This is a genomic window from Pseudomonas sp. NFACC04-2, from assembly GCF_900119265.1.
Taxonomy (GTDB): Bacteria; Pseudomonadota; Gammaproteobacteria; order Pseudomonadales; family Pseudomonadaceae; genus Aquipseudomonas; species Aquipseudomonas fluorescens_AA.
This window is the reverse complement of record NZ_FPJC01000022.1, coordinates 23456-39617: the sequence shown is the minus strand read 5'-3', so window position 1 is coordinate 39617 and position 16162 is coordinate 23456. Positions and strand designations below refer to the sequence as shown.

Annotated in this window: 15 protein-coding genes; 5 read left to right on the top strand and 10 right to left on the bottom strand. The window is 62.9% G+C overall.

The window, feature by feature from the left end:
* Positions 1-36: 36 nt before the first annotated feature.
* The 4 genes from hpf to BT125_RS23485 are packed head-to-tail and all read left to right on the top strand — an operon-like array spanning position 37 to position 1973.
* Positions 37-345, top strand: a complete 309-nt coding sequence (hpf, locus tag BT125_RS23500) for a ribosome hibernation-promoting factor, HPF/YfiA family (RefSeq protein WP_003178005.1) — start codon at positions 37-39, stop codon at positions 343-345.
* A gap of 12 nt (positions 346-357) precedes the next feature.
* Positions 358-822, top strand: coding sequence for a PTS IIA-like nitrogen regulatory protein PtsN (ptsN, locus tag BT125_RS23495; protein ID WP_072410872.1), 465 nt, complete (start codon positions 358-360; stop codon positions 820-822).
* 2 nt (positions 823-824) lie between these two features.
* On the top strand, positions 825-1682 hold the full coding sequence (gene rapZ, locus BT125_RS23490; protein ID WP_018613998.1) for an RNase adapter RapZ: 858 nt from the start codon (positions 825-827) through the stop codon (positions 1680-1682).
* 15 nt (positions 1683-1697) lie between these two features.
* Positions 1698-1973, top strand: a complete 276-nt coding sequence (locus BT125_RS23485) for an HPr family phosphocarrier protein (protein ID WP_072410870.1) — start codon at positions 1698-1700, stop codon at positions 1971-1973.
* 204 nt (positions 1974-2177) lie between these two features.
* On the opposite strand, the gene BT125_RS23480 is transcribed toward BT125_RS23485, so the two are convergent.
* The 6 genes from BT125_RS23480 to pmbA all read right to left on the bottom strand — a co-directional run bounded on the left by BT125_RS23480 (position 2178) and on the right by pmbA (position 7575).
* Complete coding sequence (locus BT125_RS23480) at positions 2178-3068, bottom strand: ZIP family metal transporter (protein WP_072410868.1); 891 nt, start codon at positions 3066-3068, stop codon at positions 2178-2180.
* A 19-nt stretch (positions 3069-3087) separates the two neighbouring features.
* Positions 3088-3711, bottom strand: coding sequence for a superoxide dismutase (locus BT125_RS23475; protein WP_072410867.1), 624 nt, complete (start codon positions 3709-3711; stop codon positions 3088-3090).
* A gap of 2 nt (positions 3712-3713) precedes the next feature.
* Positions 3714-4154 (bottom strand): hypothetical protein, encoded by a 441-nt coding sequence (locus BT125_RS23470; RefSeq protein ID WP_072410865.1) that lies wholly within the window; start codon positions 4152-4154, stop codon positions 3714-3716.
* A gap of 27 nt (positions 4155-4181) precedes the next feature.
* Complete coding sequence (locus tag BT125_RS23465; protein ID WP_072410863.1) at positions 4182-5558, bottom strand: class II fumarate hydratase; 1377 nt, start codon at positions 5556-5558, stop codon at positions 4182-4184.
* A complete protein-coding gene (locus tag BT125_RS23460; protein WP_072410861.1) occupies positions 5551-5946 on the bottom strand; it encodes a FagA protein in 396 nt (131 codons plus the stop codon). Before BT125_RS23460 ends, BT125_RS23465 begins: the two co-directional genes overlap by 8 nt.
* A 282-nt stretch (positions 5947-6228) precedes the next feature.
* Positions 6229-7575, bottom strand: coding sequence for a metalloprotease PmbA (gene pmbA, locus BT125_RS23455; RefSeq protein ID WP_072410859.1), 1347 nt, complete (start codon positions 7573-7575; stop codon positions 6229-6231).
* A 108-nt stretch (positions 7576-7683) separates the two neighbouring features.
* On the opposite strand from pmbA, the gene yjgA reads away from it, so the two are divergent.
* Positions 7684-8208, top strand: coding sequence for a ribosome biogenesis factor YjgA (gene yjgA / locus BT125_RS23450; RefSeq protein ID WP_072410857.1), 525 nt, complete (start codon positions 7684-7686; stop codon positions 8206-8208).
* A 158-nt stretch (positions 8209-8366) separates the two neighbouring features.
* Here yjgA and tldD read toward each other — a convergent pair whose 3' ends face one another.
* From tldD to rng, 4 genes are all read right to left on the bottom strand, one after another.
* Complete coding sequence (gene tldD / locus BT125_RS23445; RefSeq protein WP_003197828.1) at positions 8367-9809, bottom strand: metalloprotease TldD; 1443 nt, start codon at positions 9807-9809, stop codon at positions 8367-8369.
* Between the two features lie 5 nt (positions 9810-9814).
* Positions 9815-10678 carry a carbon-nitrogen hydrolase family protein gene (locus BT125_RS23440; RefSeq protein WP_060739167.1) on the bottom strand — a complete coding sequence of 288 codons (864 nt, stop codon included), beginning with the start codon at positions 10676-10678 and terminating at the stop codon, positions 9815-9817.
* A gap of 137 nt (positions 10679-10815) precedes the next feature.
* A complete protein-coding gene (locus BT125_RS23435) occupies positions 10816-14619 on the bottom strand; it encodes a YhdP family protein (RefSeq protein ID WP_072410855.1) in 3804 nt (1267 codons plus the stop codon).
* A gap of 60 nt (positions 14620-14679) precedes the next feature.
* Positions 14680-16137 (bottom strand): ribonuclease G, encoded by a 1458-nt coding sequence (rng, locus tag BT125_RS23430; protein WP_018613976.1) that lies wholly within the window; start codon positions 16135-16137, stop codon positions 14680-14682.
* Between the last annotated feature and the right edge of the window lie 25 nt (positions 16138-16162).

The following is a 16162-nucleotide window of genomic DNA, read 5'->3' as shown; positions in this document are numbered from 1 at the left end:
TGCCGCTTTATGCACTGGCAACGAAGGAGAAGCTGTATGCAAGTCAACATCAGTGGACACCAACTGGAAGTGACCGAACCCCTGCGCACCTACATCGGCGAAAAACTCGACCGGTTGGAGAGGCATTTCGACAAGATCACCAACGTGCAAGTCACGATGAACGTCGAGAAGCTGCTGCAGAAAATCGAAGCCACGCTGCATATCCCCGGCGGAGAAGTGGTCGCCAACGCAGAGCACACAGACATGTATGCCGCGATTGACCTGCTGACCGACAAGCTGGATCGCCAACTCAAAAAGCATAAGGAAAAGACCCAGAGCCTCCTCCAGGGCGCGACCGGTCGTTAACCCCCCCAATCCATGATCCGACTAGAAACCATCCTGACCCCCGGCCGTTCCCAAGTGAACGCGCCGGGCGGCAGTAAAAAGAAAGCCCTCGAACACATTGCCAACCTGATCCACCGCGAGGTGCCGGATCTGGGAATGCAGGACGTCTTCGAGGCACTGGTTGCCCGTGAAAAACTCGGTTCCACCGGTTTTGGCAACGGCATCGCCATTCCCCATTGCCGCCTCAAGGGTTGTACCGCGCCCATCAGCGCACTGTTGCACCTTGAAGCCCCCATAGATTTCGACGCCATCGACGGCGCCCCGGTCGACCTGCTGTTCGTATTGCTGGTTCCGGAAGCGGCGACCGATGCGCACCTCGAGCTGCTGCGCCAGATCGCCAGCATGCTGGACCGCAAGGAAGTGCGCGAAAAACTGCGCAGCGCGCCAAGTAACGAAGCTCTGTACCAGGTGGTCCTGGACGAGCAGAACGGTCATTAAACATGCGCATGATCATCGTCAGTGGCCGCTCCGGCTCCGGTAAAAGCACGGCCCTCAACGTGCTTGAGGACAGCGGCTACTATTGCATCGACAACCTGCCCGCCGGCCTTCTGCCGGAATTGGCCGAGCGCGCCCTGATCCACACCGAGCTGGCGCAGCCGCTGGTGGCGGTGTCCATCGATGCGCGCAACCTGCCGAGCCACCTGTCGCGCTTCCCTGAGCTGCTCGAGGAAGTACGCAGCCGGCATATTCAATGCGATGTGTTGTACCTGGACGCCGATGAGGAGACGCTGCTCAAGCGTTTTTCCGAAACCCGCCGGCGTCACCCGCTGAGCAACGCCAACCGCTCCCTGGCCGAAGCCATCGAGGATGAAAGCCAGCTGTTGGGGCCGATCGCCGACCTGGCGGACCTGAAGGTCAACACCACGCACCTGAACCTGTATCAGTTGCGCGACACCATCAAGCTGCGCCTGCTGAACCAACCGGAGCCGGGCACGGCGTTCCTGGTGGAGTCGTTCGGCTTCAAGCGTGGCATGCCGGTAGACGCCGACCTGGTGTTCGATGTCCGTTGCCTGCCCAACCCCTATTGGAAACCGGAATTGCGCGAGCAGTCCGGGCTTGATCAACCGGTGATCGACTACCTGGCCGCACAGCCGGACGTCGAGGAAATGTACCAGGACATCTCCAGCTACCTGCTCAAATGGCTACCCCGCTTTGCCGCGAGCAACCGCGCCTATGTCACGATCGCCATCGGCTGTACCGGCGGCCACCACCGCTCCGTCTACCTGACCGAACGCCTGGGTCAGCTCCTGCAACAATCCCTGAAGAATGTCCAGGTTCGCCACCGCGACCTCAGCTAAAGGATTCACACCGCGATGCCTGCTCAGGAAATTGAAATCATCAACAAGCTGGGTTTGCATGCCCGAGCGTCGGCGAAATTTGTAGGTGTGGCGGGGAAGTTTCCGGATACCACGATCAGGGTCGGACGTACGCCCGAGACTACGGTCGACGGTAAAAGCATCATGGCGATGATGATGCTCGCCGCCGGCAAGGGCACCAAGATTCACCTGAGCACCGAAGGGGAGCAGGCGCAGGAAGCGATGGATGCGCTGGTGGCGCTCATCAACAACTACTTCGACGAAGGCGAATAACGGCCCAAGCCAGGCGAGCTTGTTGGGCTGACAGAGCTGGCTTTTGTGGCGAGGGAGCTTGCTCCCGCTCGGCTGCGAAGCAGTCGTAAACCGCCATGCGCCGCATCTCCGTGATGAAACATGGTGCTGCTTCGCAGCACAGCGGGAGCAAGCTCCCTCGCCACAAAAGCCCCGTTTCACAAGTCCACTCCCCCCAGACCTGCATCACGCCAACGCCGTATCCAGCACCATCATCAGACAAAACCCCACCAACAACCCCAGGCTCGCCAGTTTCTCGTGACCATTGCGGCGGGATTCGGGAATGACCTCGTGGGTCACCACCAGCAGCATCGCCCCAGCCGCCAACGCCAGGCCCAGGGGCAAGAGCATCTCGGCCAGGCTCACCAACCAGGCGCACAGCAGCGCGAACACGGGTTCGACCAGCCCTGACGCCGCGCCAATCAGAAATGCCTTGACCCGCGACATGCCCGCCGTGGCCAGCACCAGCGCGATCACCAGCCCTTCGGGGACATCCTGCAAGGCGATGCCCATCGCCAGGCTGTCGGCATCCGGCATGCCGCCGCCCGCCGACACGCCCACCGCCATGCCTTCTGGAATGTTGTGGGCGATGATGGCGAATACGAACAACCAGATCCGCGGCGCAATGATCGGACGTCCCGGCGCCGCCATCAGCCTTTCGGGGCTGGCCGAAACCCTGCGGTCCACCAGGTACAGCCCGAATGCCCCCGACAGAATGCCAAAGCAGATAAGGCCGCTGGCCGCCCAAGGCGTGAATCCCAACTGCTCGGCCGCGGCAATGCCCGGCACGATCAGCGAAAACGCCGTGGCAGCGAGCATCACCCCGGCACCGAAGCCCAACAGCGAATCGCTCATGGCCTGGGGCATGCGCCGGATGACCAGCACCGGCACCGCCCCCAGCGCGGTGCCCAAGGCACAAAGTCCGCCGCCCTGAAGGGCTCGCAACAACCTGGGCTCCAGGTCCAGCCACGCCAGGCCCTGGGCCGCCAACAACGTCATCCCGGCCAACAGCAGCAATGACCCCAAGGCATAGCGGAACATCCGTCCACTTCCAATCGCCAGTGTTTGAGTATCCATAGTCAACCTTGGAGGGTGTTCATGAAGGACTCGACGCCAGCGCCGCTTGATAGCGTCGGGCGACTTCAGGCCAATTGATCACGTTGTAGAAGGCGCTGATGTATTCTGGACGACGGTTCTGGTAGCGCAGGTAATAGGCATGCTCCCAGACGTCCAGGCCAAGAATCGGCGTGTTGCCATTCATCAGCGGACTGTCCTGGTTGCCGCTGCTCTCCACCACCAGGGTCTTTTGCGGGGTCACGCTCAACCAGGCCCAGCCGCTGCCGAAACGGGTCAGTGCGGCTTTGGTGAAAGCTTCCTTGAAACGCTCGATACCACCCAGTTGCGCATCGATCGCCGCCGCCAGGTCACCCTCGGGCAGGCCGCCGCCCTGGGGCGTCATGACTTCCCAGAACAACGAATGATTGGCATGGCCACCGCCCTGGTTGATCACCGCAGCCTTCAGGCTGGGCGGCAACTGCTCCACGCTGGACACCAGTTTTTCGACAGGCCACCCGGCGTACTCGGTGCCGTCCACCGCCGCGTTGAGGTTATTGATGTAGGTCTGGTGGTGCTTGGTGTAGTGGATCTCCATGGTTTGCGCATCGATGTGCGGTTCCAGGGCGTCGTAGGCGTAGGGCAATGCAGGCAAGGTAAAAGCCATGTTCAATGGACTCCATAATGAAGAGGGGCATTGCGCTGCCGGGGCGTAGCGGCATTGCAATGCAGCAGGCGCTGGGTGCGTGGGTACTCACCGTGCTCGCTGATGAAATTCAGCAGTTCGACGTAGGTCTTGTGGCTCTGGCGCTGAGCGGCGGCGCGCAGGGCCGGTGCCAGGCGTTCGTCCTGCATCGTCTGCAACAACCGTTGATGGATCGCACACAAGTATTCGGCGCTCTCCTCCGGCTGGTTCAGGCGCAAGTGCAGGTCCGCCAGGTTGTGATGGGAGACGACGCAAGCAGCGACCGCCTCGTCGGCATCCGCCCAGCGCTCGAACAACACTTGGGCCAGCGCCAGGGCTTGCAAGTAGGCTTCGCGGGCATCCACCAGCTCGCCCAGCATGAAACAGCGATTGGCCCGTTCGATCGTACGTTTCCAGTGTTCCATGGTGAGTCCTCCACACAGGTGTCGGGGTTACACGCCGCCGGCGGTGAGCTTCTCCGGGTCCAGCAGGACTTCGAGTTCGCTGCGAGACAGGTCGGTGTGTTCCAAGGCGACATCAATGACCGGTCGGCCTTGCTGATAAGCCTTCTTGGCGATTTCAGCGGCCTTCTGGTAACCGATGATCGGATTCAGCGCGGTCACCAGGATCGGGTTGCGCGACAACGCTTCCTTGAGCCTGGCTTCGTTGACCTTGAACGTGGCGATGGCTTTGTCCGCGAGCAAGCGGCTGGCGGTGGACATCAGGGCGATGCTGCTCAGCAGGTTCTGGGCGATGATCGGCAACATCACGTTCAATTCGAAATTGCCCGATTGACCGGCAATGGTGATCGCCGTGTCGTTACCGATCACCTGGGCGGCGACCATCGCGGTGGCTTCAGGAATGACCGGGTTGACCTTGCCGGGCATGATCGAGGAGCCAGGCTGCAGGCCTTCGAGTTCGATCTCGCCCAGGCCGGCCAGCGGCCCGGAATTCATCCAGCGCAGGTCGTTGGCGATTTTCATCAGCGACACGGCCGTGGTCTTGAGCTGCCCGGAAACCGCCACGGCGGTGTCCTGGGAGCCGATCAGCGCGAACAGATTCTTGCCCGGGGTGAATTGCACGTGGGTCAATTGCGTCAGTTGTTGGCTGAACAACTCGGCGAAGCGTGGATGAGCATTGACCCCAGTGCCGACCGCCGTACCGCCCTGGGCCAAGGATTGCAAGCTCGGCAGCAGGTCCTGCAAGTGGCCGATATTGGCCCTGAGCTGTTGCGCCCAACCGTCGAGCACCTGGCTCAGGCGCACCGGCATGGCGTCCATCAGGTGGGTGCGGCCCGTCTTGATGAACGGGTGGACTTCTTCGGCCTTGCGCTCGATCACCTGCACCAGGTGCAACAACGCCGGCAGCAGTTGCTCATGCAAGGCCAGCGCGGCACTGACATGAATGCTGGTGGGGATGATGTCGTTGCTGCTCTGGCCGCAGTTGACATGATCGTTCGGGTTGACCGCTTCTCCCAGCAGGCCGCTGGCGAGGGTGGCGATCACTTCGTTGGCGTTCATGTTGGAGCTGGTGCCGGAGCCGGTCTGGAAGATATCCACCGGAAAATGATCCATGAAACGGCCTTCGAGCAGCCCCAGGGCGGCATCGACGATGGCCTTGCCCTGGGCCGCGCTGATCTGTTCCAGCTCCACGTTGGCCCGGGCGGCCGCAGCCTTGGCCAGGATCAGGGCGCGAATGAATGGCGCTGGCATGCGCTGGCCGCTGACTGGGAAGTTATCCACGGCACGCTGGGTCTGGGCGCCATAGAGCGCATCCACCGGGACGTGCAGCTCACCCATGCTGTCGCGTTCGATACGGGTATTACTCATCGGGAGATCCTTGCACCAGTTCAATAAGGGGAATCGAGGGCGCCAAGGCGCAGGTCGCCAGCGCCCAGGCATGGCTCTGCCAGCGCTTGAGGCGGCAGCGGCACAGTGATTGGCGTTCGATGTCACGCAGAGGGCGCCAGGCCTGGTCGAGGCAGAGGCTGCGCCAATGCCAGGGCAGCGCGACATCCGAGGCGGTGTCGAGCAGCAGGCGGAAGGCGGTTTCGGAGATCATCCACGGCGAGGTGGCGGTGCAACAGGCCAGGTAGCGGCCCTCGGCCAGGTAGTGCTCGATCAGCCGCGGCTCGTCCGGATTCATCGCGCAACGGATCTGGCGGCTCATCCAGCGCCAGCTTTCAAGGTAGGGTTGTTCGTGCAGGGCAGAACTCATGACCGGGGCTCACACTCGGCGAATGAGATTCATTATTAGATGATAATAAGAAGCAACACAACTGTAAGTCGGTACAAAATTCATCGTGGCGAGGGAGCTTGCTCCCGCTGATCTGCGAAGCAGACCCTGTCTATCAGGGCCTTCATGCTTTCGCTGCTGTTGAGATTTTTGCGGCTGCTGCGCAGCCGAGCGGGAGCAAGCTCCCTCGCCACAGAGGTCTGCGAACATAAAAAAAAAGCGCGTCATCCCATGGATGACGCGCCTTTTTTCTGCGATTGAAGGTCAGCTACCCGCCACCGTCATCCGCTCGATCAGCACCGAGCCGGTGCGGATGTTGCTGCGCAGTTCCAGGTCATTCCCCACGGCCACGATCTGCTTGAACATGTCGCGCATGTTCCCGGCGATGGTGACTTCCTGGACCGGGAACTGGATCTCGCCGTTCTCGACCCAGAAACCCGCCGCGCCACGGGAATAGTCACCGGTGACCATGTTCAGGCCATGGCCCATCAGTTCCGTCACCAGCAGGCCCCGGCCCATGCGCCGCAGCAAAGCGGCCTGGTCTTCTTCGCCATGGGTCACGAACAGGTTATGTACGCCACCGGCATTGGCGGTGCTCGGCATGCCGAGTTTGCGTCCCGAATAGGTGCCGAGGATGTAGGACACCAGCTCGCCCTTTTCCACGAATGGCTTGGCGTAGGTGGCCAGGCCATCGCCGTCGAACGCGGAGCTGCCCATGGCCTGCATCAGGTGCGGACGCTCGTCGATGGTCATCCATTCCGGGAACAGTTTCTGGCCCAGCGCGCCTTCGAGGAATGACGACTTGCGATACAGGTTGCCGCCGGACACCGCCGACAGGAAGCTGCCGAACAGGCCACCGGCCAGCTCGGCAGAAAACAGCACTGGCACTTCGCAGGTCGGCACTGGCCGTGCACCCAGGCGGCTGGCCGCCCGTTGCGCGGCTTTCTGGCCGATGCTCACCGGGTCCGCCAGCAAGGTGCCCTGGCGGTTGACGTCGTACCAGTAATCACGCTGCATCTGGCCGTTGGCTTCGGCGATCATGACGCAACTGAGGCTGTGGCGGGTCGATGCATAACCGCCGATGAAACCGTGGCTGTTGCCGTAGACGCGACAGCCCTGGTGGGTATTGAGCGTCGTACCGTCGGCATTCTTGATTCGCGAGTCGGCATCGAACGCCGCCGCTTCGCAACGCAGTGCCTGTTCGATGGCCTGTTCAGGGGCGATGTCCCAGGCGTGAAACAGGTCGAAGTCTCGCAACTCCTTGCACATCAGCGCGGCATCGGCCAGGCCCGAGGCTTCGTCTTCGGAGGTGTGCTGGGCAATCGCCAGTGCCGCGGCGACGGTTTCACGAATAGCGTCCGGGCCGCTGGCCGACGTGCTGGCCGAGCCTTTGCGCTGGCCCACGTACAAGGTGATGCCAAAGCCCTGGTCGCGATTGAATTCGACGGTTTCCACCTCGCGCTGGCGTACCGACGTCGACAGCCCCTGTTCCAGGGACACCGCCACCTCGCACGCGCTGGCGCCTTGTCGCTTGGCCTCGGCGAGGATCTGCTCGACTTGTTCCTGCAGTGCCGGCAATGCTTGCGGGCCGACGCTTTGAACTGCACTCATGGTGTTCTCCACTCAAATTCTGTTTTCGGTGATGGCCATCGAGCGACCGGGCCGGACAAGCGGCCCCCGACTGGTTATCATGGCGGCGTTTCTTTGCGGACTGCCACCATGGTTGATTCTTACGACGACTCCCTCTACGAGGGTGAAAAAAGCAAATCCCAGGTCAAACGCGAGCTGCATGCTCTGGTTGACCTCGGCGAGCGCCTGACAACACTCAAGCCTGACTTGCTGGCCAAACTGCCTTTGACCGACGCCTTGCGTCGGGCCCTGGCCGATGCGCCCAAGCACACCGCGCACATCGCGCGTAAACGGCACCTGCAATTCATCGGCAAACTGATGCGCGATCAGGACACTGACGCCATCCTGGTGCTGCTCGATCAACTCGATGCCTCCACCCGGCAGTACAACGAACGCTTCCACAACCTGGAGCGCTGGCGCGATCGCTTGATCGCAGGCGACGACGGCGTGCTGGAAAAATTCGTCATCGACTACCCGGAGGCCGATCGCCAGCAATTGCGCTCCTTGATCCGTCAGGCCCAGCACGAACTGGCGCAGAACAAGCCACCGGCCTCGAGCCGTAAAATCTTCAAGTACATCCGTGAGCTGGACGAGACTCAACGCGGCTTGCGCTGATCACCCACTGGCTCACCAATCCCTCGCTGGGGTAGCAATTACTGTGGCGAGGGAGCTTGCTCCCGCTGGGCTACGCAGTAGCCCCAATGCGGTCGCTGCGCAACCGAGCGGGAGCAAGCTCCCTCGCCACAATGATTCATGCAAGCCCCTACAGATGTTCATGCGCCCGTGCCACCCACGGTAATCGCATCGATCTTCAGGGTCGGCTGACCCACGCCAACCGGCACCGATTGGCCGTCCTTGCCGCATGTGCCCACCCCGCTGTCCAGCGCCAGGTCGTTACCGACCATCGACACCTTGCTCATCGCCTCCGGCCCGTTGCCGATCAGGGTCGCACCCTTGACCGGTGCGGTGATCTTGCCGTCTTCGATCAGGTAGGCCTCGCTGGTGGAGAACACGAACTTGCCGCTGGTGATGTCCACTTGGCCGCCGCCGAGGTTGGCGCAATAGATGCCTTTTTTCACCGAGGCGATGATTTCCGCCGGGTCGCTTTGGCCACCCAGCATGTAGGTGTTGGTCATGCGCGGCATCGGCAGGTGCGCATAGGACTCACGACGGCCGTTGCCGGTGCGGGCCACGCCCATCAACCGGGCGTTGAGCTTGTCCTGCATGTAGCCCTTGAGCACCCCGTTTTCGATCAACGTGGTGCATTCGGTTGGCGTGCCTTCATCGTCGACGCTGAGGGAGCCACGACGTCCGGCCAGGGTGCCGTCATCGACAATGGTGCAGAGTTTTGAAGCGACCATTTCCCCCATGCGCCCGCTGTAGGCCGAACTGCCCTTGCGGTTGAAGTCGCCTTCCAGGCCATGGCCTACCGCTTCGTGCAGCAGCACACCGGACCAGCCGGAGCCGAGCACCACCGGTAACGTGCCCGCCGGGGCCGGGATGGCTTCCAGGTTGACCAGGGCCTGGCGCAACGCTTCGCGGGCGTAGCCCATGGCGCGGTCTTCACTGAGGAAATAACGGTAATCGGTGCGCCCGCCGCCGCCATGGCCGCCGCGCTCACGGCGACCGTTCTGTTCGACGATCACACTGACGTTGAAGCGCACCAGCGGCCGTACGTCCGCCGCCAGGCCGCCATCGGTGGAAGCCACCAGGATCCGCTCCCAGACCCCGGCCATGCTGACCGACACCTGCTGGATGCGCGGGTCGAGGGCGCGGGTGGCGACGTCAATGCGCTTGAGCAATTCGACTTTCTCGGCGCGGCTCATGACTTCCAGCGGGTTGTCCGGGGCATAGAGTTGCGCCACGTCCTGGCTGCTGAACGCCTGGACCGTGCCATTCTGCCCGGCGCGGGAGATCGAGCGGGCCGCACGGGCCGCAGCGCCGAGGGCTTCGAGGGTGATGGCGTTGCTGTAGGCAAAACCGGTCTTTTCCCCGGACTGGGCACGCACGCCCACACCCTGGTCGAGGTTGAAGCTGCCTTCCTTGACGATGCCGTCTTCCAGCGACCAGGACTCGGAAATCTGACCTTGGAAATACAGGTCGGCGGCATCGATGCCCGGGCCGGCCAGGTCGCCCAGCACGCCTTGCAGGCTTTCAAGCGTCACGCCGCCAGGGGCTAAAAGGTGTTCACTGACTGAGGATAACAACCCGCTCATATGTTTTACGCCTTGAATTCGTCGTCTTGGACAGGCCGCTGTCGAGCGCCCTGCGAGAAAAAGCGCCGATGGCTGGCCACCGGCATGCGCGCCCGGATGGACGCTTGTTCGCTGCTGTCGCGCTCGGCCACCAGCACGGCCTCGCCTTGATCCTGTTGTGCCAGCACGCGGCCCCACGGGTCGACAATCGCGGCATGGCCAAAGGTTTCCCGAGGCCCCGGATGCACGCCACCCTGGGCGGCCGCCAGCACGTAGCACTGGGTCTCGATGGCCCGGGCGCGGATCAGCACGTCCCAATGGGCCGCGCCGGTCACCGCGGTAAACGCCGACGGTGCCGTGATCAGCTCGGCCCCGGCCGCCCTCAGCTCGCTGTAGAGCTCCGGGAACCGCAAGTCATAACAAACCGTCAGGCCCACCCGGCCGACGGGGGTATCGGCAACCACCACGTTGGCACCATAAGCATAGTCATCCGACTCGCGGTAGCGCCCGCGATTGTCCGCCACATCCACATCGAACAGATGCAGCTTGTCGTAGCGCGCCACGATCTGGCCCTGGTCGTCGACCAGCAACGAACAGGCATGGGACCTGGCCTCGGGCTGGTCCACCGGCGGCAACGGCAGCGTGCCGGCCACAATCCATAACTTGAGGTCACGGGCGACCTGTTTCAACCACGGCAGGATCGGTCCCTGACCAAAGGCTTCGGCACGGCCGATATCGGCAATGTCCCGTCGCCCCATCGCCGCGAAATTCTCCGGCAGCACCGCCAGCCTCGCACCGCCGGCGGCAGCCTGCTCCAGCAGCACCCGGGCACGGGCCAGGTTGGCGAGCACGTCGCTTTGGCTGACCATTTGAATCACGGCGACTGGCATGGTGTCTCCCTCATTTTTTGCATCATTCCCCTGTGGGAGCGAGCTTGCTCGCGATAGCGCAAGATCAGCAAAGGAAATGTGGCTGGTACACCGCTATCGCGAGCAAGCTCGCTCCCACGGGGGTTATCCATCGTTTGTCAGAACGGTTTGTCGAAAGTGATCTTCGGCTCTTTCCACGGCCCCTTGACGTCGTATCTTACGCTGGCAAAACGCGCCACGCGGTCGCCGATCAGTTTGTCGATCAGAAACAGCGCCCCGCCCACCGCCGGTGCACCGACGATCAGCGCGGCGATCGGCAGGTTGTTGGTCACCGGCAACGTCACCAGCAGCTTGGCGTCGACGCGGTCGGCCACCATGTCCAACGTACCGTTGAGTTCCAGGTTGCTCGACGGCCCGGTCAGGGTAATGGGTTCGCGGGTCACGTACACCCCGTCGCTCGCCACCAGCAGCCCCTTGACCCGGTCGTAGCTCAAGCCCTTGCCGAACAGGTCGGAGAAGTCCAGGCGCAAGCGTCGGCCGATGGAGTTGAAGTTCAGCAGGCCAAATACCCGCAACGCCTGGGCGCTGCCTTCGACTTCGACGAACTGGCCCTTGGTCAACGACGCGTCGAGGCTGCCGGAGAAGCGTTTGGTGGCGACCCACGCCGGCGAACCGGGCCAGCGACCATCGACATCCAGGCGGAATGCCTGGCTGGTCACGCTCGGTGCGAACCCCCAGCCCTTGAGCACATCGCCCAGATTCTTGCCGCCGATCCGTCCCTTGTACCAGCTGCTGGTGGCGCCCGGCGTACCTTCCCAGCCGCCGCTGCCGTTCAACACCATGCCCTTGAGGCCCATGTCCAGGTTGTTCAGCGCGATGCCTTTGGCGGTCGGTCGCACTTGCAACGACCACGCGCCGATGAGGTCAGGGCCTTGGAACAATTGGTCGATGGCGATATCCATCGCCGGGATCTTGCCGGGGTCGACCGACACCAACGGGTCCGGCGCGTTTTCATCTGCCTGGACCGTCGGATCCGTGGCCGGCAGGCGAACGTAGTCAAGCTTGATGCCAATCGGGGCGGCCTTGGCGTCCGGAAGGTTGACATTGCCCTTGGCCTGCTGGCTGCCAAGCCGCAAGGCCCAGGCGTCCGGCTTGCGATCCAGTTGCACCGACGCCTGGTCCAGGGTGGTGCCCATGGCCGTGAGCTTGCCGACGGTCAGATCGACGCTGCTGAGCAGTTGCTTGGCACTGCCGCCCGGATCTTGGCCGGCATACTTGTTCACCAGGTCCTGCCAGGGACTTACGTCCAGCTCCGACAACGTGCCCCGCAGTCGCAGCCCCTTGGCCCCAGGCAGCACCGCATCGCCGACGCCCAGAAGCAATTCTCCACGACCGTCGGCGACCTTCCCGCTCGGCGCGGCGTAGGTGAAGCTGGCCAGGTCACCATAATCGACCCAATACCGCCGTTCCGGCCCCTGCAGGGTCATGCGAAACACCGTGTCACGCCCGACATCGGCGGCCATGCCGAAGGGGGCCGGCAGGTCGACGGCCACGCCCTTGAGGCTGGAGCTGACCGACAGTTGGCTGTCGGCGCCGTCGAGGATCACTTGCAACTGGTAGGGTACGACGCCCGATACCGGCAACGGTTGGGTGACGTTCAGCCAACTGGTGAGTTTCTTGATCTCCACCTGTCCGGACGCGGCGACCCGCGTGTTGAGCGCACCGGCACGGCCCTCGGCGAAAATCTGCGCGGTCACGGGCCGGTCGAATGCCCGGGCGCTGATGCCCTTGCCACTCAGGCCCTTGTCGCTGTCGAAGCGGAAATCGCCTTTGAGCTGGGTCAGCTCTAGCGCCGGCTCGCTGAGTTTGAGACGAGCCTGGTCGGTGGCGAAGTCCACCAGGATCTTCGGTTGCTCGCCTTTGACCAGCGGGATATCCAGCTTCACGCTGCCTTTCAGGTCGCCCTCGCCTTCCCAGCCGGCGAACGTCTCGGCGGTCCCGATCGGTGCGGTCTGGAGGATTTTCAAACCGTCGCCCAGCCCACCGGTGAACCCGCCGTCCAGCAGCAGATGAGAGCTCTGGCCGGTCGGTACATGGGGAATGTTCACCGAAACATCCTTGACCTGGGTATCGAGCAACTGCCCCTGGCTGGCATAGATGCGCACGCCGCTGTCTTCGACGAAGACATCGCCACTGACCTTGCTGACCGAAGGCCAGCCCGGCTGGAACGCCAGTTCGGCGTCATGCACCTTGAAAAACAGGCTGATGCTGCGCGCCGCGTCCCCGGCACCGTGATTGAGCGAGCCTTGATACTGGAAAAAGCCTTCGTCCACCGCGCCCTTGACGATGGCCGTGCGCAGCCACTCATCCAGCGCCGGACTGAGGACCGCCGGCAAGTACTTGGCGGTGTAGCGCCCGTCACCGTCCACCAGGCCGACCCGCAGGTCCATGTAGTCTTCCTGGCTGTGGTCCAAATGCAGGCGAATCAGGAAGTCGCCGGCAATCCGGCCTTCCTCGCCCAACACCTTCAGGTATGGCGCGATCAGGGTGAAGCTTTGCTTATCGAGCTTCCAGGTCAGCCGGGCATTGGCCTGCAAGTACTGCCAGGGCTTGGCGAAGATCGGGTCCAGGTGCAGGGAAAAATCCTTGCTGTCCATGCGCAACTCGCCGCCGCCCAGGTCGCCGCTCAGGCTCCCGGAGACGTTGCGCGCCGCCGGAGCGCCGCGATAGGCATCAAAGCCGACGGTGTCCAGGTTGGTGGCGAAGCTGACTTTCTGGTCACCGGTGTTCTGCGGCCGGTAGTCCAGTAGCACGTTGCGCAGGCCACCGGTCACCTTGAGCCGATCAATCGTCGTGGCCAGGCCTTCAGGCAACGGTGCCAGGGCATTGAGCAACGGCGTGAGCGGGGTCAGGTCGAGGCGGTCGGCCTGCAGGTGCCAACGCTCCTCGGCCTGCTCGGTGGCGGCGGTTTGTTGCAGTTGCAGGTGCGATTCCCAGCGAGTCTCGCCCAGGTTCATCGCCAGGGAATCGAAGGTCGCGGTGAACCCTTGGCTACCGCGCTGGAAATAAGCGTTAAGGGCCAAGTTGTGGATCTGTACCGGCTTGCGTTCGCCATAGGCGCCCTGGAGTTGCGGCGCGTTCAGGCGCATGGCCGCGCTTTGCACCGTGCCCTCGCCCCAACTGAGCCAGAACTCACCGCCGGCCTGGATCCGGGAGAAATTCCATTGCTGGGTCAGGCGTTTCGGCAGCCATTTGGACCAGTCGCTTTGCGGCAGGCTCAAATAGGCATCGGCCTGGCCGTTCTTCCAGTCGCTGGCACGCAGGCGGGTGCGCAGGTTGATCGCCACCGGCTGCCCGTCAGGCAGGGTCAGGCGTGCGTCCAGGCGCTGGCGGGTGGCGCCGGTACGCAGGCTCAAGCCGACGTAAGTCAGGGTCAGCGGCTGTTGCTCGACGGGTTGCAAGGTCACCTGGCTATCGAGCACCGAGAGCTTGGAGACCACTTGCATGCGTTCGAGCAGTTGCTGTGGATCGAGGGGCTGCTCGTCCTTCACCGGCAGGCCTTCCAAAGCCCACTTGCCGTCGGCGCCTTCCTTGAGGCTGATCTTCAGGCCACTGACTTCCAGGTGGGCGATGCGCACCTGACGCGCCAGCAGGCTGCCCCACAGGTCAGGCACGGCCCGCACCTGGTCCAGATGCAAAGCGTTGGGGCCCTCGCCGACCACCACGTCGCGCGCCGCCAGGATCGGCGCCAACGCGTCCCAACTGCCGTCGAGGCTGCCGATGTGCACCGGCATGCCCAAGGCGGCACCCGCGCGGGTCTCGACCTCGGCGCGGTATTCGGCCACCAGCGGGACCAGCTCGCGACCGAGGCTGACGTACAACGCCAGCAACACCAGCAACAGGGCGCAAAGCCCCAGCCCCCAACGGGTCAGCGTCGCGATCAAGCGTGTCAGACGCTCCATGTCAGTGAGCTCCCCTGGCAAAGGCAATCAAATCCGCGGGACCGCCGCTTCCCAAGCTCTTCAGAGCAACACCACGTCGTATTGTTCCTGGGAATACATGGTTTCGACCTGGAAACGAATCGTGCGTCCGATAAAGGCCTCCAACTCAGCGACATTGCCTGACTCCTCGTCGAGCAGGCGATCCACGACTTTCTGGTTCGCCAACACTCTATAGCCGGTCGCCTGGTAGGCGCGCGCCTCCCGGAGGATTTCTCGGAAGATTTCGTAACACACGGTTTCCGGGGTCTTGAGCTTGCCGCGCCCCTGGCAACTGCTGCAGGGTTCGCACAGCACCTGTTCGAGGCTTTCGCGGGTGCGCTTGCGAGTCATCTGCACCAGGCCCAGTTCGGTGATGCCAATGATGTTGGTCTTGGCGTGATCGCGTTCGAGTTGTTTTTCCAGGGTCCGCAGCACCTGGCGCTGATGCTCTTCATCTTCCATGTCGATGAAGTCGATGATGATGATCCCGCCCAGGTTGCGCAGGCGCAGCTGGCGGGCAATCGCCGTGGCGGCTTCCAGATTGGTCTTGAAGATGGTTTCTTCCAGGTTGCGATGGCCGACGAACGCCCCGGTGTTGACGTCGATGGTGCTCATGGCTTCGGCCGGATCGACCACCAGGTAACCGCCGGACTTGAGCGGCACCTTGCGCTCCAGGGCTTTCTGGATTTCGTCCTCGACCCCGTACAGGTCGAAAATCGGCCGCTCGCCAGGGTAATGCTCCAGGCGATCGGCGATTTCCGGCATCAGTTCGGCGACGAACTGCGTGGTTTTCTGGAAAGTCTCCCGGGAGTCGATGCGAATTTTCTCGATCTTGGGGCTGACCAGGTCGCGCAAGGTCCGCAATGCCAGGCCCAGGTCTTCGTAGATCACGCTGGGGGTGGCGATGGTCTTGATCTGCGCGGCGATCTGGTCCCAAAGCCTTCGCAGGTAGCGGATGTCCATGAGAATCTCATCGGCCCCGGCCCCTTCGGCGGCGGTGCGCAGGATGAACCCGCCGGCTTCCTTGATGCCTTCTTTTTCCACGCAGTCGCTGACCACCTGCTTGAGGCGCTCGCGCTCGGCTTCGTCTTCGATCTTCAGGGAAATGCCGACGTGGGCGGTGCGCGGCATGTACACCAGGTAGCGCGACGGAATCGACAGTTGCGTGGTCAGGCGGGCGCCCTTGGAGCCGATGGGGTCTTTGGTGACCTGCACCACCAGGCTCTGGCCTTCATGCACCAGCGCGCTGATGCTCTCCACGGCCGGCCCTTCGCGCATGGAAATTTCCGACGCATGGATGAACGCCGCGCGGTCCAGGCCGATGTCGACGAAGGCCGCCTGCATGCCCGGCAGCACTCGCACCACCTTGCCCTTGTAGATATTGCCAACGATGCCACGCTTTTGCGTACGCTCGACGTGGACCTCTTGCAGCACACCGTTTTCAACCACCGCCACGCGCGATTCCATCGGCGTGATGTTGATCAGGATCTCTTCACTCATGGCAGGGTCTCGTTCAGGCGTGTTC